The sequence below is a fragment of the Bacillus sp. ES1-5 genome, assembly GCF_022487605.1.
Classification (GTDB): Bacteria; Bacillota; Bacilli; order Bacillales; family Bacillaceae_G; genus Bacillus_A; species Bacillus_A wiedmannii.
In genome coordinates this window covers 35,782-58,178 of record NZ_JAKVPU010000014.1, presented here as the reverse complement: position 1 = coordinate 58,178, position 22,397 = coordinate 35,782, and the positions used below count along the sequence as shown (strand labels likewise).

The window sequence follows — 22,397 nt, the reverse complement described above, 5'->3', positions numbered from 1 at the left end:
TCCCTCCTAACAATATATATTAAATTGGTTACGCAACTTTTCCGTGCTTGCGTCCTTTATTTACTACTTTCAATTCTTTCGTATCTTCTATTTCTTTATCGTCTTTTCCTAAAATAAATTGTGCAAATAATCCTGTTACAGCGAGTAAAATAATTGTTGCGACAACAATTACAGTTAAAATTTGTACAAAATATTGTCCCATTACACCGAGAGAATTAATAACCGAAATACCTGATGGAACGAAAAGGAATCCGATAATACCTGTTAAAGCCGTTCCGAGCGATTCAACTTGTTCCAATTTAATAACTTTTAAACATAATAGGCTAAATAAAATAACTAATCCGATCACCGATGAAGGCATCGGAATTGGTAAATGCGTTGCAATAATATTAGAAACTAACATAATAGCTGAAAATATGAATGCTTGTGATAAGAAACTATATACTTTTTTCGTACTCATTTTGGCCACCTCTTTCGATTTGGTACCTTTATTGTATAAGATGAAAACAAAACTGTAAGCGTTTACACAAAGGAACGTCAAATATACAAAATTAGTTACAAAAATAGGCAGACGAAATACAAAAAGCTACTTCTTAAATACGAAGTAGCTTTTTGAGTTCTTTTGCATATGTACGGCTAACAGGTACTTTTGATCCTTCTTTCATAATTAAATTATATGTAGAATTGAACCATGGTTGTATTTCTGTAATATGATTAATATTTGCAATAAAACTACGATGGACACGCATAAAACTTGCTTGCGGCAACTTCTTTTCCAAAATGACAAGTGTATCGTGTGTTACATATGTTTCTCTCATCGTTTTTACTGTCACCTTTCCGTCCACAAGTCCTACATATATAATATCTTCAATATTCACGAGTACAATCGATTCTTCAATTGGTAATGCTAATTTATGCATCTCGGTCGTTACGTCTACACTCTTTACTTCTTGTTTTGTTTCTAATTTTATTTGTTTTTGCTTTTTATATTTCTTTAATGTCTGTACGATACGTTCTTCATCAAATGGCTTTAAAATGTAGTCTAACGCATCTACTTCAAATGCTTGCAACGCATATTGATCATAGGCAGTTGCAAATACAATTGCAGGTGGATTTTTCATCTTCTTTAATATATTTGCAATCTCAAATCCGTTATCATCTGATAACTGAATGTCTAGGAACACAATATCTGGTTTGTTTTGCATTAGCTCTTCTAATGCATCTTCTACACAATCAGCCTCACCAATTATTTCTACTTCTTTCGTTTGCTCTAATAAATATTTCAATTCATCACGCGCTAACATTTCATCATCAACTACTAATACTTTTAACACTCCGTTTTTCCTCCCCTACTTTTTTCGGAATTACAAAGAGGAACTTTGTCCCTTGTTCTAATTCACTTTCAATTTGAAGCATTGTCTCTTTCCCAAATAACCCGATAAGTCGTTCATTAATATTATATAAAGCTGTTCCAGTCCCTTTCTTTGATGGAACTACCATTTTTCCTAATTGTCCTAGACGTTCACTCTCAATTCCTTGTCCATTATCTTGGACTTCAAAATGCACCATCCCCTCCTTTTCAAACACATGTACTTCAACTTCGCACACCGGCTGCTTTTTCGGAAAAGCATGGCGCAATGCATTTTCAACTAATAGCTGCAGTACAAATGGTGGAACTAATGTCGTCTTTAACTCTTCCTCAATGTACATCTTCACTTCATACTTATTCGGAAACCTCGCTTGTTCTAACGATAAATATGCATGTACATGATTTAACTCTTGTTCTAATGGAATAAGCAATTGGCGTGCCCCTTGCAAATTACAACGAAAATACACGCTAAGCTGCAATAATAATTTTCTCGCTTTTTCTACATCTGTTCGGCATAAAGCCGATACGGTATTAATTGCATTAAATAAAAAATGCGGATTGATTTGTGCTTGTAACGCTTTTATTTCGGCATCTTGCAATAACTTACTTTGTAACTCTGCTTCACCTAACTCAAGTTGTGTAGAGAATATTTTTGCTAACCCTTCTGCTAATTCCTCTTCCACACGACTTAACTGGCTAGAATTTTTAAAATATAATTTTAATGTCCCAATTGTATTTCCATGTGAAGTTAGTGGAATAACGATTGCCGCCTGCAAAGGGCAGCCTTCATGTTGACAATTAATAACCTCACGCGATTTCGCTTTCATTATTTTTCCTGTGTTCAACACTTCTTTCGATAAACCAGTTATTAAACTATGTGAAGGAATATGGTGATCTGATGCTAATCCAACGTGAGCTAATATTTTCTCTGTATCTGTTAAGGATACCGCATCTGTTCCCGTAAAGCGGTGAATAATTTGTGCCACATGTTTACAAGAATCCTCTGTTAATCCGCGGCGAAAATATGGTAATGTTTTGTCAGCAATTCGTAATACTTTATGCGTTTGTAAAGCTTTCGCATTTTCTTCCTGGCGCAAAATAGCTTGTATCATAGAAAGTAAAATAAAACTCCCGAAACTATTTACAAGTATCATTGGTATCGCAATTGTTTTCACGATACTAATCCCATCCTCTACGATTAATAGGATCATAATCATCTCTAAAGAAACGATAAACACACTTAAAATCGCTGAAAATTTAGGCGTAATTGCACGATTATATTTTTTAAAAATGTATCCAATATACCCCGTTATAACACCTGCTAAAATTGATGAAATTGCACAGCTTAGCGCTGTCGTCCCGCCAAGCATATAACGGTGAATACCAGCAATAGATCCTACTCCAATTCCGACGATAGGACCACCAAGCAATCCACTAATTCCAACACCCATAATACGTGTATTCGCAATTGTACTAGATGACGAAACACCTTGTAGCCAATTTTCATTCATAATTGTATTCCCCGCAATTTCAATTCCCGTGTAATTGCTGACAATTGTAAACACTGAAAAAATACAAATAAGCTTAAGCTTATCTACATACCCATCTTGTCTATGAAGAAGGCGTCTGAACGTTCTAATATGAGAAAGTAAAAATCCTAAAATAACAATAAGTCCGACACGTTCAATCATCATAAGCACTAAATTTAGCATCTGTGATTCATTCCTTTTTATATGAGTTAGTTTTATTATGGGAAAATAATGAAGTGGGCGTCAAGAAGAATGCAATATCTTTTGAAATATTTTACATATAACTATCCCCTCTTTATTTGACAATCTAACAGAAGAGTGCTAAAAATAAAGTAATATAATACAGTCCTTTAACCCAACCCCGTGAGGTTGAGAAGGAAGTCGGAATATACTATACGTATGGTCTTTTTTAGGGATACGTATGCTTTTTTGGCCTTCTCATCATATCAGGTGAGAAGGCCTTTTGTTATTCTTCCATAGCGACTGTAGAAGAAAATAAGGAGGAGTAATGATGAACGTCACTACTGATGTACAATCAACAACAGAGGAAACGAAGGAGAAAAGATATAAAACATTATTTGGTTCTGCGCTAGGATATGCAGCAGAAGGTTTAGATATGTTGCTCTTATCTTTCGTACTCGTCTACATTTTAAAAGAATTTCATTTAAGCCCTGTTGAAGGTGGAAACTTAACTTTAGCTACCACAATAGGAATGCTAATCGGGTCTTATTTATTTGGATTTATTGCTGATTTATTTGGGCGTATCCGTACGATGGCCTTCACAATCTTACTATTCTCACTAGCAACAGCACTTATTTATTTCGCAACAGATTATTGGCAATTATTAATTCTTCGCTTTTTAGTTGGAATGGGAGTTGGTGGCGAATTCGGGATTGGGATGGCCATCGTAACTGAAACATGGTCTAAAGAAATGCGCGCTAAGGCGACATCCGTTGTTGCACTTGGATGGCAATTTGGCGTACTAGTCGCTTCACTCCTTCCAGCATTTATCGTCCCGCATTTCGGATGGAGAGCCGTTTTCTTATTTGGACTCATTCCCGCTCTACTAGCTGTCTATGTTCGCAAAAGTTTAAGTGAACCGAAAATATGGGAACAAAAACAACGATACAAAAAAGAATTGTTGCAAAAAGAAGCTGAAGGTAATTTAACAACTACTGAGGCAGAACAACTAAAGCAAATGAAAAAGTTCCCACTTCGAAAGTTATTTGCCAATAAAAAAGTAACGATAACAACAATTGGTCTTATTATTATGTCATTCATCCAGAACTTCGGATATTATGGAATTTTCACATGGATGCCAACTATTTTAGCGAATAAATATAACTACACATTAGCAAAAGCGAGCGGCTGGATGTTCATCTCTACGATCGGCATGCTAATTGGAATTGCGACTTTTGGTATTCTAGCCGATAAAATCGGTCGCCGTAAAACTTTTACAATCTATTATGTCGGTGGTACTATATACTGTCTCATTTACTTCTTCTTATTCACAGACTCAACATCATTGTTATGGGGAAGTGCATTGCTTGGATTCTTTGCAAATGGCATGATGGGGGGATTCGGAGCAATTTTAGCTGAAAACTATCCTGCTGAAGCTCGCTCGACAGCAGAGAACTTTATTTTCGGTACAGGACGTGGGTTAGCTGGATTTGGACCTGTTATTATCGGCTTACTTGCTGCAGGTGGTAATTTAATGGGAGCACTATCTCTCATCTTCATTATTTATCCAATTGGTTTAGTTACAATGCTATTATGTGTCCCAGAGACGAAAGATAAAGTATTAGAATAGATTGAAACTGTACAGGGTACTATCTCCTTCGAGAAAAGTAGTTAAATAAATAGTAAAGAGGAAGCATCTCAAATGAAATGCTTCCTCTTTTTATATAAATGCAATTATTTATTTTGATTTACTAGCTTTTTGGAACAAGAAGGAAGTTTTCTCTTCTTCTTTTACAATACCTTGTTTTAAGGCTAATTCCCCTGCAACTTTAGGCGCTAGCCATAGCATTGGGAATAACAGAATGGATACCGGAACAGCCGTTACTACAATGAAAGATTGTAAGGCGTTAATACTTCCCTCACCCATGTATAAAAGAATTGCTGCAACTGCACCCATAATAAGCGACCAAAAAACTCGCAAGCTAATTCTAGGATCTCCATCTCCAGTCACTGCCATTGAAATCGAATAAGCCATTGAATCTCCTGTTGTTACTACAAATAAAATTGTTAATAAAAGAAATGCAGGTCCAATAATATTAGCTAGTGGCAGTTGCTCTGTAATTGCAATCATAGCCGCTGGCATACCAGATTCACTCAATGCGGTCGAGATAGAACCAGGATTCATTAACTCATAAAACACACCTGATCCCCCTAGTATAGTAAACCAAAACGTTGTAATAATAGGTGCAATAATTCCAATTGCAACGATGATTTCTCGGATTGTTCTTCCTCTTGAAATACGGCTCACTAAAATTGCCATCATCGGTCCGTATCCAATAAACCATCCCCAGAAAAAGATTGTCCACGACCCTAACCAACCTGTATCACCACGATATGTGCTCATTGGAATAAATTCATTTATATAAAATCCAAACGAAGAAACAAATGAATCAATAATAAATCCACCTGGTCCAAACAGTAATACGAATACCATTAATAAAACTGCTAACCTAACATTTAAATTACTTATAATTTGAATCCCTTTATCAATTCCCGTTACCGCAGATATAGTAGAAACAGCTACTACACAAACAATAATGGCTAATTGAGTAGTAAACACATCAGGAATGTTAAACAATGCTTGTAACCCATAACTTGCTTGTAGTCCTAAAAATCCGATTGGACCAATCGTCCCTGCAGCTACCGCAATAATGGCAAATACATCGATCATTGTTCCAAGCCAACTCTTTCGCAATTTCTCCCCAAAGATAGGATATAAAAGCGTTCGAGGTTTTAACGGCATATCTTTATGATAATGCCCGTACATCATAACTACCGCACTAATTGTACCTAAAATCGTCCAAGCGAGGAAACCCCAGTGCATATAACTTTGTGCTAAAGCAGGCATGACTGCTTCTTGCGTTCCAGCAGATATACCCTCATGTATTGGTGGCACCGTCATCAAATGATACATCGGCTCTGCGGCTGCCCAAAAAACGCCACCTCCGGCAAGTAATGTAGACATAATAATAGCGAGCCATTTTGTCGTACTAATCTCAGGTTTTTCTAGCCCCCCAAGTTTAACTCTCCCATATTTCGAAAATGCCATACACATTGCAACAACAAATGTACCAATTAATAAAACCTGCCAAAAGGCACCAAAATATTTAATTGAAGCTGCAAAACCGCTATTAATGACTCCCTCTACGTAACTTTTATTTAAAATAACTGCAATTACAAATAATAAAAGTGAGCCACCACTAATAAGAAATACAGGCCAATCCGTTTTTCGACTCTTCATTCTCATTTACACTTCCTCCTTCCTCAGCAATCTAAAAAAACAACTTTATTATGTTTTATTGTTTACATCCAAAACACAATGATTATATAAGCATAATAATTCATCAATTTTCTACACACTTATGTTGTCCCTAAAAATATGCTAAATCCCTTATTTAAAAGAAAATTCCTATTCCTATTACATAAAAAAGCAAAACAAAAGACCTTATATTTCTATAAGGTCTTCGAAACAGAAATTTGATTATAACATAAGGAACTCCTTGGTTCAAAAAGCTCCTTCCAAAAATAACCGAGAGTAAAGGCTTCCATTTGCTACGTAACAGTAATTAAAAAAAATTATAATTTGCATAAAAAAACTATACTAAATATCATTTATGAAAGAAATTCGGCTTCAAAATTTCATTCGGATACGGTTTATGATAAATATGAGTGGTAGCTGGAGATAACGGTGGAATGAGCCACACCCAATTGCCTGTTACAACCCGTCCACATGATGCTTCTTGCTTCTCAAATTGTTGAAATTGTTGTGCAGCTGTATGGTGATCCACAATACTAACTCCTTGTTTTTTGAAGGAATGTAATACAGCAATATTCAGCTCAATTAGTGCCTTGTCTTTCCATAACGTACCGTTTCTCGATGTATCTAACTCTATCATCTCCGCAACAGCCGGAAGTAAATTATAGCGATCATGATCCGCTAAGTTACGAGCCCCAATCTCCGTTCCCATATACCATCCATTAAACGGAGCTGCCGTATAAGAAATACCGCCAATTTCTAAGCGCATATCTGAAATCATTGGAACCCCATACCATTTTGCTCCTAAAGATGAGATTGGGTACTCTGGATGTTCAATCGGTACCTCTTTCACTTCTTTTTTAGGAATTTCTTTATATACGGGTTCTTTTCCATCAACAGAAAACACAAGTGGCAATACATCGAAATTCGTACCTTCTCCTTGCCAGCCAAGTTCCTGACAAAAATCTGTAAACGCAGTGGAATGAGAGTCACCAATCACTCCCATTTCTGTTTTATATCCTGCATACCGAATCAATTGGTGATTATAAATTCGTATATTATTTTCTTCACCTTGATATTGCTTAAAAATTGTAATTGTCGGTTTAACTTTCCCATCGTTCGTTGCATATTTAATATGATGAATTAATGCATTATATACACCTTTCTCATCATTTACTTCACGTGCATCTAATATGTGCATCTTACTCCAAAACAGCCTTCCGATACATCGATTACTATTGCGCCATGCCATTCGCGATCCATGAACAAGTTCTTCAAATGTATGCTCATACGTCCCTGTCTTCTCTATCTCAACTTGAATTTCTTTCACACGCTCTTCTATGAATTGCTCTTTATTAAGCTCTTTATAGCAAATCGTAATAAACTGACTCGCTTCCTCTATTAATTGTTTCGTTTTACTCATAAACGATCTCCTTCTATTTCAACAAAACGTTACTACTTTACAGTATAAGCAAAAAGAATAAGAGTCACAAATGAAAGTCGAAGTGTTACTTTTATTGTAATATTTTTCAGAAAATTAAAGAGATTACTATTGACTTGTATAAAAAATAGGTGTATTTTTGACTCAGGTAAATTATTTTTACCTAGACCAACTTTTTTTAATGAGAAAGGAGGGAATGTTATGGCTTCATTTCAATTGCCAAAGCTTTCATATGACTATGATGAACTAGAGCCATATATCGACAGCAACACGCTTTCTATTCATCATGGAAAGCACCATGCGACATACGTAAATAACTTGAATGCCGCTTTAGAAAACTATACGGAATTACATAATAAATCTTTAGAAGAGTTACTATGTAATTTAGAAACTTTACCAAAGGAAATTGTTACAGCTGTCAGAAATAACGGTGGTGGACATTATTGTCATAGTCTTTTTTGGGAAGTAATGAGCCCACGAGGTGGCGGCGAGCCTAATGGAGACGTTGCAAAAGTAATTGACTATTATTTCAATACATTTGACAACTTAAAAGATCAACTGTCCAAAGCAGCAATTAGCCGTTTTGGAAGTGGCTATGGATGGCTTGTCCTTGATGGTGAAGAACTTATTGTTATGAGTACACCCAATCAAGATACACCTTTGCAAGAAGGTAAAACTCCATTACTCGTCATCGATGTATGGGAACACGCCTATTATTTAAAGTATCAAAATCGGCGTCCAGAATTTGTTACCAATTGGTGGCATACAGTGAACTGGGACCAGGTAAATGAAAAGTATTTACAAGCAATTCAATCACAAAAACATTAGTCGTGCGTATAAGGTAAGTTTGGTAATGTAAAATTAGTATTGTCGAAATCCTCCAGAATCCCTCGGATTGCCACCGGGGGATTTATGATTATTTCATTGCATGTATGTAATAACGTAATACTTGTTCTATTTCTATTTTCAACTCCCGGAACGGGAATCCTAATTCACTGGCTTTTCCATTATGTAATGTACAATTAATCACTTCATTATAAGGCGCTACATTACCTCCTACTTCTTGAACGAGTGCTTTTATTCCCGTATTTTCTTCTATGAAATGAATAACTTCTCGAGTAGAAACTACCCCATTGCTACAAGCATTAATTTGTCCTTCTATGTCCCTCATCCCGCACCAAGCTAAAAATTCTCCTGCTTCTTTTTCATGTATAAATGACAACTCTCCATCTAGATCATTCACCGCGACAGGCTCTTGCTTCACGATATGTTCAACGTAAAATTGTAACCTTTTCGTATAATCGTTTTCTCCAATAACAACTGGAAAACGCACTGCAACAACCGGGAATGTTGCTTGTTGAAATGAAACCGCTTCGGCTAATCTCTTTCCTTCACTATAAGTAAAATCCTTCCTACCACCATACGTAATAGCATACTCGTACGGATTAAAGTTCTCTTCTAACAAGCCTATTGCTGGCTCGTAAACAGCCATTGAAGATGTCATAACGTATTTCTTCGTTTTTCCTCGTAACACTTCACATATTACCTTCGCTGCATTCGAGCTATAGCATAAATTATCGTATACGATATCATAACTTTTATCTTCTAGACGCTCTGTTAGTTGTTTTTCTTCTTCTCTATCGACAATCAGCCTTTTTACTGCACTACCGAAAGAATCTTCGGTAACCCCCCTAGTCGCAATCGTTACATCGTGTCCATCTTGCAAAAGCGCTTCTACTAAATGTTTACCAAAAAATCTTGTTCCCCCTAGCACCAATACTTTTTTCAAATCCATCATCCCCATTTTGATAAATTGTAAAATACTACCTCTCCATTATAGATGCTAATATAGAAAAAGCATGGAATTAGTTTAACGATTCCATGCTTTTCTACAGAAAATATATTAACGCACTCGATATTTATAAATACAATAACAGAAGTATAAAATAGAAATTACGGATACATAAACCCATAGTTCATATACGAATCCCTCTCCCCATACTCCCATAAAATAAAAGAGTGAAGGCAACGTCAATGTTACCCATGATTGTACGAAGGCAATTCTTCCAAGATATTGATTGATATTCTTCTTTTGTGTATTTAATACAAAGAATAAATACCAAAGTAATGCCCACATAAACCACGTTAATGCATTAACAACATCGTGAAATTGAACAAATGAAACAACCATATAGAATAAAGCAATAATTGCTACCCAAATACAAAACCAACCTAGACCGCTACTATCCATTCCTTTTATAAAGGTAACACCTACATATAAATAGGTTAATCCAAATAAGAAAGTGGCTGCATATGAATACACTGTCCAATTGCTTTGATCAGAAATCATGATCAAATAGAACGGAATAATAATTTGTAGTGCACCCACAAATAAATTAAAAACACCCGCACTTTTCATCTCTGCTTTCCCTAATATAACAAGACTATTTAAAAACAAAGCTGCACCCGAAAGTAATAATCCTACGTACCCCATATATCCTCATGTGAAAATCTTACATTTTCACACTGTACCCTCCCCGTCTTGTAAAAATTATATTATTCCTTATTCTCCTTCTTACTTACAACTACATACAAAGTTTTTTCGAAAATAAGTCAGACTTCCTACCTTAAAAAACAATAGAAAATTTTTATACATGTCATACAGTAATGATGTCAATCAAAATATATCACGTAATAAAAACGCTTTCAATAATACGTAATTCAATCAAAAAGCTAATAAGATTATTTGATTATAAACGCACTTTAACAATGATACAAGTATTGGAATACTTTTCAATAGAACCGGTTACTATTCAAATGCTATGGTCAGTAATATTTTATTACATTCTCTTTTCTAAATTGAACATATTACTGACCTCAAGCAACATAATAAAAAATACAATTTATTATATACATAACATATCCTACAAAATAATAAGAGAATGCTTTACTAACTACCTTAAATCATTTGATAGCCATTTTTATTATTTACCTGCCATCTCCAAGAATCTACACACATCTCTTCTAACCCATATTCTGCTTCCCATCCTAATTCTCGTTTCGCTTTAGATACATCAGCAAAACATACTGCTATATCACCAGGACGACGCCCTATCACTTTATAAGGTATTTTTTTACCTGAAACCTCCTCAAAAGCCTTTATCATCTCCAACACACTATACCCTTTACCTGTGCCAAGATTATATGCCTCTATTCCTTTCGTCTCAAGTACTTTCTCAAGTGCCTTTACATGTCCTTTTGCAAGGTCAACAACGTGAATATAATCACGGACACCTGTCCCGTCTTTTGTTGGATAATCGTTTCCGAATATATTTAGCTCCTTTAACTTACCTACCGCCACCTGCGTTACATATGGCATTAAATTATTCGGAATCCCATTTGGATCTTCTCCAATACGCCCACTTTTATGTGCTCCAAATGGATTGAAATAACGAAGTAATGCAATACTCCATTCATCATCAGCTTTTGCTACATCACGCATAATTTGCTCAATCATTAATTTTGTTTGCCCATATGGATTTGTCACACTTAGTGGAAATTCTTCTGTAATTGGTGATGTTTTTGGAATTCCATATACAGTTGCAGATGAACTAAAAATAAACTTTTTAACATTATGTTTCTGCATCACATCACATAGTATGATTGTACTTATTATATTATTATAATAATACGTAAGTGGAATTGTAGTAGATTCCCCCACTGCTTTAAATCCAGCAAAATGTATAACCGCTTCAATATTATTTTCCAAAAAAATCTCATTCATTTTTTCACGATTTAAAACACTTTCTTTATAAAATTCAAATTGTTTTCCTGTTATTTCTTTTACTCGATTTAAGGACTCGATTGAACTATTTGAAAGATTATCTACGACTATAATTTTATAATTATTATTTAATAATTCTATACACGTATGACTACCAATATATCCTGCTCCACCTGTTATAAGTATCGCCATATATATAGTCCCCCACTGATTATTAATTATAAAATTTTATAACCTCAATACACATCTATCCTACCACAAAAGACTGATAATTTAGAATATTTATTTCAAATTATTATTTATATAAAAAAGAGCCACATAACCTTTAAGTTATGCAGCTCTTCAACATACGTATGTGTTTATATCTTTTTTATTAATCAAGAAAAATAAAAATCACTCGAAAATCTCATATTGTTAAATTACGTAGCAATATACACTTAAAAAGTGGGCAAGGCTTCCCAATAACACGAAAACGTGAAAAATTTCATGATGCCCCATATGTTTAAACTCTAACCATTTTGGCTTTGTTCCATAAATAAATCCACCGATTGTATAAAGAATGCCTCCAAGCACTAGAAGCACGATACCTCCTGCACTTAAGTTAGCAGCTAACGGTGCAAAGAACAGAACAATTAACCAACCCATTGTAATATAAATTGCTGTTGATAACCATCTCGGGCAACTAAACCAAAACATTTTAAAAACAATACCACAAATTGCAGTTGCATAAACTAAACAAAATAATAATAAACCGTTTGCGGAATGTAATGTAATTAAACAAAATGGTGCATATGTACCTGCAATCAATATAAAAATCATAGAGTGATCAAGCTTCCGAAAGAAATAAATAACACGTTCACTGGCTACAACACTATGATATACAGCTGATGCTGTATACAGAACCATCATTCCGATGCCAAACAAAATAACAGCTGTAATTGCCGCAAAAGATGGCATTTTAATAGAAACTTTTACAAGCATAGCTAATAATGCAATAAATGATAATACAGCTCCTCCCAAGTGGGTAAAAGCATTAACCGGTTCTCTTACATAAGCATTCATATATACACCCCTCATATAATTACATGTAGTTTTGATAACTACATGTAATTATATACGCATTATTATTAGAGGTCAACATTTACAATTCATTTGTTTCGTAATACCATATTTAGAGATAAACTAAACATTATGCTCCACTAAGTTATAAAAGTGAGGGGTTCTACGTGGAAAATATAAATAAATTGCTTGAAACATTACATTTAGAAAAAAATATTACGCTTGAGGATATTCCAAATGTCGACTTGTATGTAGACCAGGTTGTCCAATTATTTGAAAATACTTATGCGGATACAACAAGAACCGATGATGAAAAAGTATTAACAAAAACAATGATTAACAATTACGCAAAAGGGAAACTGTTTATTCCAATCAAAAATAAAAAATACTCAAAAGAGCATATGATTTTAATCAGCTTAATTTATCAATTAAAAGGAGCCCTTTCCATTAATGACATAAAAAGCTCCTTAGAAAATATAAATGAATCCTTATTAAACGATGATTCATTCGAATTAAATACACTATATAAAGATTATCTTTCTCTTACCGAAAACAACGTCGAAAGCTTTACACAAGACGTAAATAACCGTGTTTCAGAAGTAAGTGAAATTTCTTCCTTAGAAGATCCGAATCTAGAGAATTTTTTATTACTAACATCATTTGTGTCGATGAGTAATATGTATAGGCGCTTAGCTGAGAAGTTGATTGATGATTTAAAAGAATCTTAAATAAAAAAACTATCCACTCGTTATAGTGGATAGTTTTTTTGTTTACTTAATTGCCTCATGAACTTTTAATTGTTTACCTTTTATCGTTGTATTTCTCATAACCTTTAAAACAAGTGGTCCTTTTCCGTTTAATATTTCAACATACGAAACATTATCTTGTATTGTAATAATACCTATATCATCAGCAGAAACACCTTGAATTTTAGCAATGGTACCAACGAAATCTACCGCCCTAATTTTCTTCTTCTTTCCGCCATTAAAGTACAATTTCATAATTCCTTTGTTTAGGTCTGCATTTTTATCTTTCTTTATAATTGGTTTAGCATATATTTTTTCTTCAAATACTGCTTTCCCTTTTATAACTTCTTCTTTTGAAGGTGCCAGTTCCTTTGGAATTTCAAATCCGATATATTCCTCAATCTCTTCTAAAAATCTATTTTCATAAGGCGTTATAAATGTAATAGCTTTTCCATTATTACCAGCTCGTCCCGTCCTTCCAGTACGGTGTACATAGCTTTCTTTTTCTAATGGAATATCGTAATTAATAACATGTGTAATATTATCAATATCAATTCCTCTCGCAGCTACATCAGTTGCTACTAAATAACGGAACTTTCCTTTTCTAAAATCATCCATAACTTCAAAACGATCTTCCTGCACCATACCACCGTGTATTTTGTCACAAGGATAATTAACTCGTTTTAGCTGTCTATATACATGGTCTACGTTTTCTTGTGTACGACAAAAAATAATGCAACTGTCTGGATTTTCAATCATAGTTACATCCTTAAGAAGTGAAAGCTTCTCTTCTTCCCTTACTTCAAAAAGGGTATGTTCAATTTTATCTGTTGTAATCCCAGCTGCTTTAATTTCAATATGAGTTGGTGCATTCATATATGTACGGGATAACTTTTCAACATCTCCCGGTAGAGTTGCTGAAAATAGCATTGTCATTCTTTTTGTAGGTAATTCATCAATAATTGCCTCTACTTGATCGATAAAGCCCATATTTAGCATTTCATCTGCTTCATCAATTACTAAATATTTCAATCGATCTAAAGAAAGGGTCCCTTTTTCAATATGATCCAACACACGTCCTGGGGTCCCGACTACAATATGCGTCTTTTGCTTTAACTCTAATTTTTGACGTGCAAATGGAGATTTACCATAAATTGCAGCAGCTTTAATTCTTTTGAATCGCCCTATATTCGTAATATCTTCTTTCACTTGAACAGCAAGTTCCCTCGTTGGCGTTAAAACTAATGCTTGTGGTTTATTCTCTTCCCACTCTACCATTTCACAAAGTGGTATTCCGAACGAAGCCGTTTTTCCACTTCCCGTTTGCGACTTTACAACAAGATCCTTCTTTTGCAATGCAACTGGAATAACCTCTCCTTGCACTTCTGTCGGATGCTCATATCCTAAACCAGTAAGTGCTCGTCTTACTTCTTTACTTAATGCATAATTACTAAAGCTCTTTTCACTCATATATTAACCTCATTTGATTTTATATTTAACCTATTATGTTCTTCATACCTCACTTTAGACTATAGTAAGATACTATATTAATCCACTGTTTTCAATTCGTTTCAACCTAAATTTATCTAAGTATAATTTTAAAATAGGAAAAGGCAGCCTTAATAATAAGTCTGCCCTATCTATACTGTATTCATTTTTTACGGAACTAATTTTTTCACAACTGGTATTCTTTGCAATACTAACGTAATTACCAGACTAAGAACAATTGTAATCGTTACATTAATAGGTATTGCCAATATTGCATGTACACGCTCATTTACCTTAGGGAAAACCATGTACAACAAGTTATTTAATAAGAAGAAGTGAAGAATATAGATTCCAAGGCTTGCTTGATTTATAAAACGGAATAACAATGGTAATTCTCGTTCTGACTTTTGGAATGCATATTTGAAAAATATAAATAATCCAATCGCCATCAGTACAACACCTGGCGCAAAATATCCATACCAAAACTGCTCTAACTGTCCATTTGCTTTTACTGTATAGTAATATGTAATAAAGAATGTACTAATAAATCCTACAAGTCCTCCAATGTAAGAAATATTTCTCCATTTTTTTGAAATATCATAATTGGATAAATAATAACCAAGTAAGAAATACCCTACATAGTTTGTAACGTAAAATAATTCAATATTAAAGTTGATAGGATAATAATATTTCGCTAAATTGACTACTACAGATGCATATAGCCATAAAATTAAAAAGTATTCTATCTCTCTTTTTTTAGCATTCTTCACAAAGATTTTCAGTAGCGGGGTAATTAAATATATCCCTACAATCATATATAGGAACCATAAATGTCCCCCAATCGTATCTGTTAAAAAGTGCTTTATCCCTTGCTTTAAAGATGCCGGGAAATATCCTGCATATGCTCCATACGCGTAAAATATAGCACTCCAAGCTATAAAAGGTATAATTACTTTACTTGCACGCTTCTGTAAAAATTCCCCAACGGAAATATCTTTCGTTCCCTTTAACAATAAAGCTCCACTAATCATAACAAAGATTGGCACACTGGCACGTGAAATTGATTCAAACAGGTTACCAGCCATCCAGCGTGATACGTTATTTGCATCTAACATAGAAACATAACCAGCAGAAACGTGAATTGTAACCACTGCAATTGTTGCTAATACACGCAACCAATCCATATATACTAAGCGCTTCATTAACAGCCCCCCTAAATTTACCTATTTAACTTTTCTTTTCCAAACATCATTTTACATCAAATAATGCTATGTTTAAACACATTTTAATTACATGAACTTACAATATACGCAGCTAAATTTTAATTTTCAAATATAAACATGAAAACCTTTGACTTATGAGTGAAAATAATGTAAATTATCTTTTGGACGAACATTTTTTAAAAAATTAAATAAAATATTCGTATTTTAGGGGTGTAAATGATGGAAAACGTATTCGACTATGAAGATATTCAATTAATTCCTGCAAAATGTATTGTGAACAGCCGCTCTGAATGTGATACAACTGTCACTTTAGGTAAACATAAATTTAAATTACCTGTCGTACCTGCAAATATGCAAACGATTATTGATGAAAGAATCGCAACTTATTTAGCTGAAAACAATTACTTCTATATCATGCATCGTTTCCAACCAGAGAAACGTATCTCATTCATTAGAGATATGCAATCACGTGGATTAATCGCTTCTATTAGCGTTGGTGTAAAAGAAGATGAGTATGAATTCGTACAACAATTAGCTGCTGAGCAACTTACACCTGAATACATCACGATTGATATTGCACACGGACATTCTAATGCTGTAATCAACATGATTCAACATATTAAAAAGCATTTACCAGAAAGCTTCGTTATCGCTGGAAACGTTGGAACTCCAGAAGCAGTAAGAGAATTAGAAAACGCTGGTGCTGACGCAACAAAAGTTGGTATTGGACCTGGTAAAGTTTGTATTACTAAAATTAAAACAGGCTTTGGAACTGGCGGTTGGCAACTAGCTGCACTTCGCTGGTGTGCAAAAGCTGCAAGTAAGCCAATTATTGCTGACGGTGGTATTCGTACACACGGCGACGTAGCTAAATCTATTCGATTTGGGGCGACTATGGTTATGGTCGGTTCTCTATTCGCTGGTCATGAAGAGTCTCCAGGGGAAACAATCGAAAAAGACGGCAAGCTTTATAAAGAGTACTTCGGTTCAGCTTCTGAATTCCAAAAAGGCGAGAAGAAAAACGTTGAAGGTAAGAAAATGTTCGTTGAGCATAAAGGTTCTTTAGAAGACACTTTAATCGAAATGGAACAAGATCTTCAATCTTCTATCTCTTACGCTGGTGGAACAAAATTAGACTCAATTCGTACTGTAGATTATGTAGTCGTGAAAAACTCTATTTTCAACGGTGATAAAGTATATTAATTTTTAAATTTAACTCGAAGGACAAGCATTTTTATGCTTGTCCTTCTTTTTCATATATAGAAATGTAAAATATTTTCATTTTACTGAATTTTCTAGTATCATGTTTTTAGATACTTATAATAAGGGGGATATAACAAATGAAAAATGTAATTGAGAAACGCCATATTCGTGCAGAAGTCCCTACTGAACTAACATGGGACCTCTCTGATTTATTCGAATCTGATAAAGATTGGGAAACTGCATTACGTGTATTAACAGACGATATAAAAAAACTTGATGCGTTTAAAGGACAATTACATACTAGCGCCACTACCTTATTACATTGCCTACTTTTAGAAGAAGAGCTTTTAATGAAGTTAACAAAACTATACTCCTATGCAAATTTAAAAGAATCAACTGATCGTACAAATCCAGTTATTCAAGCGAACTCTTCCAAAATTGCTGCTTTATGGACGAAAGTACATACTGCACTATCCTTTATCCATAATGAAATCCTCTCATTCGACGAAGGAACAATTGAAAAATATTTAGCTGAAGAAACAAAACTCGAACCTTTCCGTAAATCATTACTAGACATCCTACAAAAAAGGCCGCACACGCTCTCTCCTGAAACAGAAGAAGCTCTTGCTGCACTTGGCGAAGTACATAGTTCTCCATACAAAATTTACGGTATGACTAAATTAGCCGATATGGATTTTACCTCCATACAAGACGAACAAGGAAACGAACTCCCTGTATCATTTGCATTATTTGAAAGCAAATATGAGTTCTCTCCAAGCGTAGACATACGTAGAAAAGCATACTCATCATTTGTTTCCACCTTGAAACGATATAAGAATACAGTGGCAACAACATATGCTACTGAAGTAAAAAAACAAGTAACACTCTCTCGTTTACGCAAATTTGAATCTGTTACTCATATGCTTTTAGAGCCTCAAAAAGTTCCACTTGAAATGTATAACAATCAACTTGATATTATTTATAAAGAATTAGCGCCTCATATGCGCCGTTTTGCAGATTTAAAAAAGAAAGTATTAGGACTCGATCAAATGCTGTTCTGCGACTTACATGCACCTTTAGATCCCGAATTTAATCCAACCATCACATACAAGGAGGCTGGTAAATTAATTCAAGATTCTTTAAAGGTATTAGGCGATGAATATAGTTCCATTATTGAAAAAGGATTCAAAGAAAGATGGGTTGATCTTGCAGATAACGTAGGCAAATCAACCGGAGCATTTTGTTCAAGCCCATATGGTTCTCATCCATACATTTTAATTACATGGCAAAACACAATGCGTGGATGCTTCACATTAGCCCATGAATTTGGGCATGCTGGTCATTTTTATTTAGCAAATAAAAACCAGCGTATTATGAATGTACGTCCATCCATGTACTTTGTTGAAGCACCATCTACAATGAATGAATTACTATTAGCCCAGCATTTATTAGCGACTACTGACGACAAGCGAATGCGCAGATGGGTGATTCTGCAACTACTTGGCACATATTATCATAACTTTGTTACTCACTTACTTGAGGGAGAATATCAAAGAAGAGTATATACCCTAGCAGACGAAGGAGAAGCACTTACAGCTACAACTTTAACTGAAATAAAAACAAATGTACTTTCTACATTCTGGGGAAATTCTGTAGAAATTGACGAAGGCGCTGGCTTAACTTGGATGCGTCAACCTCATTACTATATGGGCTTATATTCTTACACCTATTCCGCAGGCCTCACTGCATCTACTGCGGTAGCTCAAATGATTAAGGAGGAAGGGCAACCTGCCGTTGATCGCTGGTTAGATGTACTTCGCGCTGGTGGTACGATGAAACCACTTGAATTAATGAAGCATGCTGGAGTAGATATGTCAAAACCAGATGCAATCCGTAAAGCTGTTTCTTACGTCGGTTCCTTAATTGATGAATTGGAACGTTCTTATCGAGAATAAAAAATAAGCCCTCGCTTTATGAGGGCTTATTTTTTATTTTCCAAATCTTTTACGGTATCCACATTTCCTGCATAGCTCTTCGACTGCAACTCTTTTCGAAAATCCATCGACAATGTTTGTTGCTCTTTCACCTTCTATAATGTTAGAAAATGAGTCATTATTAATATTCCCAAGATTAATAATTCCCTCACCATCTAAACAACAAGGAATAACCGTTCCGTTCGCTAAAATACCGGCTTGATTTCGAAGACCATGACAGAATCCTTTTCCATCATCCTCTTCTTCATGTAATGCCGGCCACTGGAATTCATAGTCTTGATTAATAAAGACACGTTCCGCAATTTTTATACCTTTTCCTGGTGTAAGCTTCTCTTCGATTTGATAAGATAGACCAAACTCATTTTCAATGATGGATAATAAATCTCTATTTTTCTGGATTTCAGCATTTGTTTTATTATCCTGAGTTAAATTCCATAAACGTAGTGAAACAATTAAATCCGATTGGCTTGTCGCCTCTCTAATGAAGGAAAGTATACTCCTTACATAACCTTCTTTATCTTGCGAACCTGGATGTCCATCAAAACTGTGCAGTGAAAAATTCATTTGTCTTAACGCAGGCTTATTTAACAGTCTATGCCTTCTCTTATTAATTAACGTTCCGTTCGTTGTAATATTAACTTTAAACCCTTTTTCATGGCTCAAATCTAATAGTTGATCTATTTTTGGATGGAGCAATGGCTCACCCTTCACGTGCAAATAAATGTAGTCTGTGTGAGGTTTAATTTGGTCTAATCTTTTAGCAAAATCCTCCACAGAAATGAATTGCTTCTGCCTTTCCGTCGGCGGACAAAAGCTGCACGCAAGATTACATACACTCGTAATCTCCAAGTAAAACTTTTTAAACTTCTTCACCTTTAATTCCTCACTTCTATGACTACTTATACTTTTTTCCTCTTCATATTACAACACACTTTTTTATAAATAGAAACATACTTATTTTAGGAAACCTCCGTACTGCCTATTAATGTTTAAAAGACCATCGGTGTTTTTTGGCCAATGGTCTTTTTTACTCTTTTTATATACAAAAAGTAATTTTACTTATGATACGGTTCACCACGATTAATACGAAACGCTCTATACACTTGCTCAAGCAATACTAATCGCATTAATTGGTGTGGTAGTGTCATCTTTGAAAAAGAAAGAGATTCATTTGAACGCTTCATTACTTCTGAACTTAGTCCAAGTGATCCACCAATTACAAAGGCAACTTTACTCTTTCCATATGTAGCGAGACGATCTAAGCTTACTGCAAATTCTTCTGATGATTTTTGCTTTCCTTCTATCGCTAACGCAATGACATGCGTATCGTCAGAAATTTTATCCAGTATACGTATACCTTCTTTTTCTTTTACAATTAACATTTCTGCTTCACTTAAATTTTCTGGTGCCTTTTCATCTGGCAATTCAATTACTTCTACTTTTGCGTATGCAGATAATCGTTTTAAGTATTCTGCTATACCTTGTTTTAAATATTTTTCTTTTAATTTCCCAATTGAAATAACCGAGATATTCACACTTATTCCCCACCTTACAAACATGTTATCCACATAACTTATCCACATATCCACAATTGTTACCCACATATTGTGTGAGAATCTGTGTTCGATACAACATATGTCGCCTCATTTTGACAAAATTCACATGTTTTTTTCTCTTTTTCTGAGTTATCCACATTGTTGATAACTGGTGCAACTTCACACTCATCCACAATAATATCTAAAGCTAATTCAACATGTTCTAAACAACAAGGTAAATCCATATTCTTCACCTCACTTTTCTACAATAGAAAACAGGAGGTAGGCCCTCCTGTTTTCAATACTTTTGAATGCCTAGTTTAACCGTTGTTGTTGCTCGCTTTGTACCACGATAAAACGTAAGAGTCATTTTATCATTAATTTTTTTATCATATAAGGCCGTACGGAATCCGATAATATCGCGAACCGGTTTTCCATCTACTGCTACAATCACATCGTGTTCTCGTAAACCAGCATCTACACCTGGCGAAGGACTTTTCACATCTAAAATGCAAACTCCCTCTGTTACATTGCCTGGTAAATGCAATGTTTTTGACCAATGGTAATTTGGAATCTCATTTAACGATCTAAGTTCAATTCCAACATACGGTCTCCTTACTTTTCCGTACTTCTCTAATTCATTCATAATTGGAACAGCTCTAGTAACTGGAATAGCTAGTCCAATTCCTTCTACTTCTTTTGCTGCAATTTTCATTGAGTTAATGCCAATTAATTGGCCTGCCGCATTTACAAGCGCACCACCACTATTACCTGGATTAATTGCTGCGTCTGTTTGCAATACTTCTACTTGCCAATCGTAATGTCCATCTTGATCTAAATCTACAGGGACAATACGTTCCTTAGCCGAAATGATGCCTTGTGTGACGGTTCCAGAAAATTGCAGCCCGAGTGGGTTTCCAATCGCAATGACCGGTTCTCCTCTACGAACGGTATTAGAATCGCCAATCTCAATTATTTTTTTCACATGCTTTGCATCTATTTCTAGTACAGCTAAATCTGTGACTACATCGGTTCCTAATACTTTTCCCGGAACCTTCTTACCATCACTTAAACTTACTTCAATACGATTTGCTCCAGCAACAACATGATTATTCGTTACAATATAAGCTTGGCCATCTGCTTTTTTATAAATTACACCCGATCCTGTACCAGCTTCTGAATCTGCCTCTGAAAAATTATCTCGTTGAATATTAATAACACCAACAACAGCTTCAGACGCACGATCAACAGCATCAACAAAGCTAATCTGTTTAATTCCTTGAGCTTCGGCCATATTACTTCCACTTGCTTCAGCTTGCGGAAGCGCCCCCGCATCATTCGCAAATAAAGGAGCTCCAAATGCAAATAACGAAGCTCCTACAATTGTTCCTGCTATGCTAGAAATAACAATACCTTTATGCTTCTTTTTTCTTGCACGTTTCATACGATAATTTTCTTCATCAATAAAGGACATATTTGTTCACCCATCTTCCTGAAAACAACTATATTCACCTTTATTGTTTACTAAAA

At 34.8% G+C, this 22,397-nt stretch carries 20 protein-coding genes; 5 read left to right on the top strand and 15 right to left on the bottom strand.

The window, feature by feature from the left end; genetic code table 11:
• Positions 1-28: 28 nt before the first annotated feature.
• The 3 genes from lrgA to lytS form a co-directional block, all read right to left on the bottom strand.
• The gene (gene lrgA, locus MKO96_RS27770; RefSeq protein ID WP_000104908.1) at positions 29-460 is read right to left on the bottom strand and encodes an antiholin-like murein hydrolase modulator LrgA; all 432 of its coding nucleotides are present in this window, start codon (positions 458-460) and stop codon (positions 29-31) included.
• 133 nt (positions 461-593) lie between these two features.
• On the bottom strand, positions 594-1,334 hold the full coding sequence (locus tag MKO96_RS27765; RefSeq protein ID WP_048560483.1) for a LytR/AlgR family response regulator transcription factor: 741 nt from the start codon (positions 1,332-1,334) through the stop codon (positions 594-596).
• Positions 1,312-3,081 carry a two-component system sensor histidine kinase LytS gene (gene lytS, locus MKO96_RS27760; protein ID WP_240589263.1) on the bottom strand — a complete coding sequence of 590 codons (1,770 nt, stop codon included), beginning with the start codon at positions 3,079-3,081 and terminating at the stop codon, positions 1,312-1,314. The genes MKO96_RS27765 and lytS overlap by 23 nt, the downstream gene beginning before the upstream one ends.
• Positions 3,082-3,409: 328 nt before the next feature.
• Between lytS and MKO96_RS27755 the strand changes: the two genes are divergently transcribed.
• Complete coding sequence (locus MKO96_RS27755; RefSeq protein ID WP_002166376.1) at positions 3,410-4,708, top strand: MFS transporter; 1,299 nt, start codon at positions 3,410-3,412, stop codon at positions 4,706-4,708.
• A gap of 108 nt (positions 4,709-4,816) precedes the next feature.
• On the opposite strand, the gene MKO96_RS27750 is transcribed toward MKO96_RS27755, so the two are convergent.
• Together MKO96_RS27750 and MKO96_RS27745 are read right to left on the bottom strand one after the other, a co-directional pair.
• A complete protein-coding gene (locus MKO96_RS27750) occupies positions 4,817-6,385 on the bottom strand; it encodes a BCCT family transporter (protein WP_240589262.1) in 1,569 nt (522 codons plus the stop codon).
• A gap of 361 nt (positions 6,386-6,746) precedes the next feature.
• Positions 6,747-7,817 (bottom strand): nitric oxide synthase oxygenase, encoded by a 1,071-nt coding sequence (locus MKO96_RS27745; protein ID WP_087983454.1) that lies wholly within the window; start codon positions 7,815-7,817, stop codon positions 6,747-6,749.
• A 219-nt stretch (positions 7,818-8,036) separates the two neighbouring features.
• Between MKO96_RS27745 and sodA the strand changes: the two genes are divergently transcribed.
• Positions 8,037-8,663 carry a superoxide dismutase gene (gene sodA, locus MKO96_RS27740; RefSeq protein ID WP_240589261.1) on the top strand — a complete coding sequence of 209 codons (627 nt, stop codon included), beginning with the start codon at positions 8,037-8,039 and terminating at the stop codon, positions 8,661-8,663.
• An 88-nt stretch (positions 8,664-8,751) separates the two neighbouring features.
• On the opposite strand, the gene MKO96_RS27735 is transcribed toward sodA, so the two are convergent.
• The 4 genes from MKO96_RS27735 to trhA all read right to left on the bottom strand — a co-directional run bounded on the left by MKO96_RS27735 (position 8,752) and on the right by trhA (position 12,681).
• Complete coding sequence (locus MKO96_RS27735; protein ID WP_087983480.1) at positions 8,752-9,633, bottom strand: NAD-dependent epimerase/dehydratase family protein; 882 nt, start codon at positions 9,631-9,633, stop codon at positions 8,752-8,754.
• 105 nt (positions 9,634-9,738) lie between these two features.
• Positions 9,739-10,329, bottom strand: coding sequence for an AmiS/UreI family transporter (locus MKO96_RS27730; protein ID WP_000542569.1), 591 nt, complete (start codon positions 10,327-10,329; stop codon positions 9,739-9,741).
• A gap of 465 nt (positions 10,330-10,794) precedes the next feature.
• Positions 10,795-11,811 (bottom strand): UDP-glucose 4-epimerase GalE, encoded by a 1,017-nt coding sequence (gene galE / locus MKO96_RS27725; protein WP_240589260.1) that lies wholly within the window; start codon positions 11,809-11,811, stop codon positions 10,795-10,797.
• 222 nt (positions 11,812-12,033) lie between these two features.
• Positions 12,034-12,681 (bottom strand): PAQR family membrane homeostasis protein TrhA, encoded by a 648-nt coding sequence (gene trhA / locus MKO96_RS27720; RefSeq protein ID WP_000995376.1) that lies wholly within the window; start codon positions 12,679-12,681, stop codon positions 12,034-12,036.
• 164 nt (positions 12,682-12,845) lie between these two features.
• On the opposite strand from trhA, the gene MKO96_RS27715 reads away from it, so the two are divergent.
• The gene (locus MKO96_RS27715) at positions 12,846-13,406 is read left to right on the top strand and encodes a DUF1836 domain-containing protein (RefSeq protein WP_087983457.1); all 561 of its coding nucleotides are present in this window, start codon (positions 12,846-12,848) and stop codon (positions 13,404-13,406) included.
• 42 nt (positions 13,407-13,448) lie between these two features.
• On the opposite strand, the gene dbpA is transcribed toward MKO96_RS27715, so the two are convergent.
• Entirely contained in the window at positions 13,449-14,894 is a 1,446-nt protein-coding gene (gene dbpA, locus MKO96_RS27710; RefSeq protein ID WP_087983459.1) for an ATP-dependent RNA helicase DbpA, read from the bottom strand.
• Positions 14,895-15,082: 188 nt separating this feature from the next.
• The gene (locus MKO96_RS27705) at positions 15,083-16,114 is read right to left on the bottom strand and encodes an acyltransferase (protein WP_240589259.1); all 1,032 of its coding nucleotides are present in this window, start codon (positions 16,112-16,114) and stop codon (positions 15,083-15,085) included.
• A gap of 240 nt (positions 16,115-16,354) precedes the next feature.
• Here MKO96_RS27705 and guaC point away from each other — a divergent pair, with 240 nt between their 5' ends.
• Positions 16,355-17,338, top strand: coding sequence for a GMP reductase (gene guaC / locus MKO96_RS27700; protein ID WP_087983463.1), 984 nt, complete (start codon positions 16,355-16,357; stop codon positions 17,336-17,338).
• Between the two features lie 137 nt (positions 17,339-17,475).
• A complete protein-coding gene (pepF, locus tag MKO96_RS27695) occupies positions 17,476-19,293 on the top strand; it encodes an oligoendopeptidase F (RefSeq protein ID WP_240589258.1) in 1,818 nt (605 codons plus the stop codon).
• Between the two features lie 33 nt (positions 19,294-19,326).
• On the opposite strand, the gene MKO96_RS27690 is transcribed toward pepF, so the two are convergent.
• From MKO96_RS27690 to MKO96_RS27675, 4 genes are all read right to left on the bottom strand, one after another.
• Positions 19,327-20,205, bottom strand: coding sequence for a radical SAM/SPASM domain-containing protein (locus MKO96_RS27690; protein WP_000713629.1), 879 nt, complete (start codon positions 20,203-20,205; stop codon positions 19,327-19,329).
• Between the two features lie 182 nt (positions 20,206-20,387).
• Positions 20,388-20,867 carry a 23S rRNA (pseudouridine(1915)-N(3))-methyltransferase RlmH gene (rlmH, locus tag MKO96_RS27685; RefSeq protein ID WP_240589257.1) on the bottom strand — a complete coding sequence of 160 codons (480 nt, stop codon included), beginning with the start codon at positions 20,865-20,867 and terminating at the stop codon, positions 20,388-20,390.
• Between the two features lie 59 nt (positions 20,868-20,926).
• Positions 20,927-21,112, bottom strand: a complete 186-nt coding sequence (locus MKO96_RS27680) for a CxxH/CxxC protein (RefSeq protein ID WP_087983470.1) — start codon at positions 21,110-21,112, stop codon at positions 20,927-20,929.
• Positions 21,113-21,165: 53 nt separating this feature from the next.
• Entirely contained in the window at positions 21,166-22,341 is a 1,176-nt protein-coding gene (locus tag MKO96_RS27675; protein WP_098075873.1) for a S1C family serine protease, read from the bottom strand.
• Positions 22,342-22,397: the final 56 nt, after the last annotated feature.

Coding starts and splice junctions, on each gene's coding strand:
- guaC (WP_087983463.1), top strand. CDS start 16,355: ATGGAAAACGTATTCGACTATGAAGATATTCAATTAATTCCTGCAAAA.
- MKO96_RS27755 (WP_002166376.1), top strand. CDS start 3,410: ATGAACGTCACTACTGATGTACAATCAACAACAGAGGAAACGAAGGAG.
- galE (WP_240589260.1), bottom strand. CDS start 11,811: ATGGCGATACTTATAACAGGTGGAGCAGGATATATTGGTAGTCATACG.
- trhA (WP_000995376.1), bottom strand. CDS start 12,681: ATGAATGCTTATGTAAGAGAACCGGTTAATGCTTTTACCCACTTGGGA.
- MKO96_RS27750 (WP_240589262.1), bottom strand. CDS start 6,385: ATGAGAATGAAGAGTCGAAAAACGGATTGGCCTGTATTTCTTATTAGT.
- MKO96_RS27735 (WP_087983480.1), bottom strand. CDS start 9,633: ATGATGGATTTGAAAAAAGTATTGGTGCTAGGGGGAACAAGATTTTTT.
- MKO96_RS27730 (WP_000542569.1), bottom strand. CDS start 10,329: ATGGGGTACGTAGGATTATTACTTTCGGGTGCAGCTTTGTTTTTAAAT.
- dbpA (WP_087983459.1), bottom strand. CDS start 14,894: ATGAGTGAAAAGAGCTTTAGTAATTATGCATTAAGTAAAGAAGTAAGA.
- MKO96_RS27675 (WP_098075873.1), bottom strand. CDS start 22,341: ATGTCCTTTATTGATGAAGAAAATTATCGTATGAAACGTGCAAGAAAA.
- MKO96_RS27745 (WP_087983454.1), bottom strand. CDS start 7,817: ATGAGTAAAACGAAACAATTAATAGAGGAAGCGAGTCAGTTTATTACG.
- lrgA (WP_000104908.1), bottom strand. CDS start 460: ATGAGTACGAAAAAAGTATATAGTTTCTTATCACAAGCATTCATATTT.
- MKO96_RS27680 (WP_087983470.1), bottom strand. CDS start 21,112: ATGGATTTACCTTGTTGTTTAGAACATGTTGAATTAGCTTTAGATATT.
- MKO96_RS27705 (WP_240589259.1), bottom strand. CDS start 16,114: ATGAAGCGCTTAGTATATATGGATTGGTTGCGTGTATTAGCAACAATT.
- lytS (WP_240589263.1), bottom strand. CDS start 3,081: ATGCTAAATTTAGTGCTTATGATGATTGAACGTGTCGGACTTATTGTT.
- pepF (WP_240589258.1), top strand. CDS start 17,476: ATGAAAAATGTAATTGAGAAACGCCATATTCGTGCAGAAGTCCCTACT.
- sodA (WP_240589261.1), top strand. CDS start 8,037: ATGGCTTCATTTCAATTGCCAAAGCTTTCATATGACTATGATGAACTA.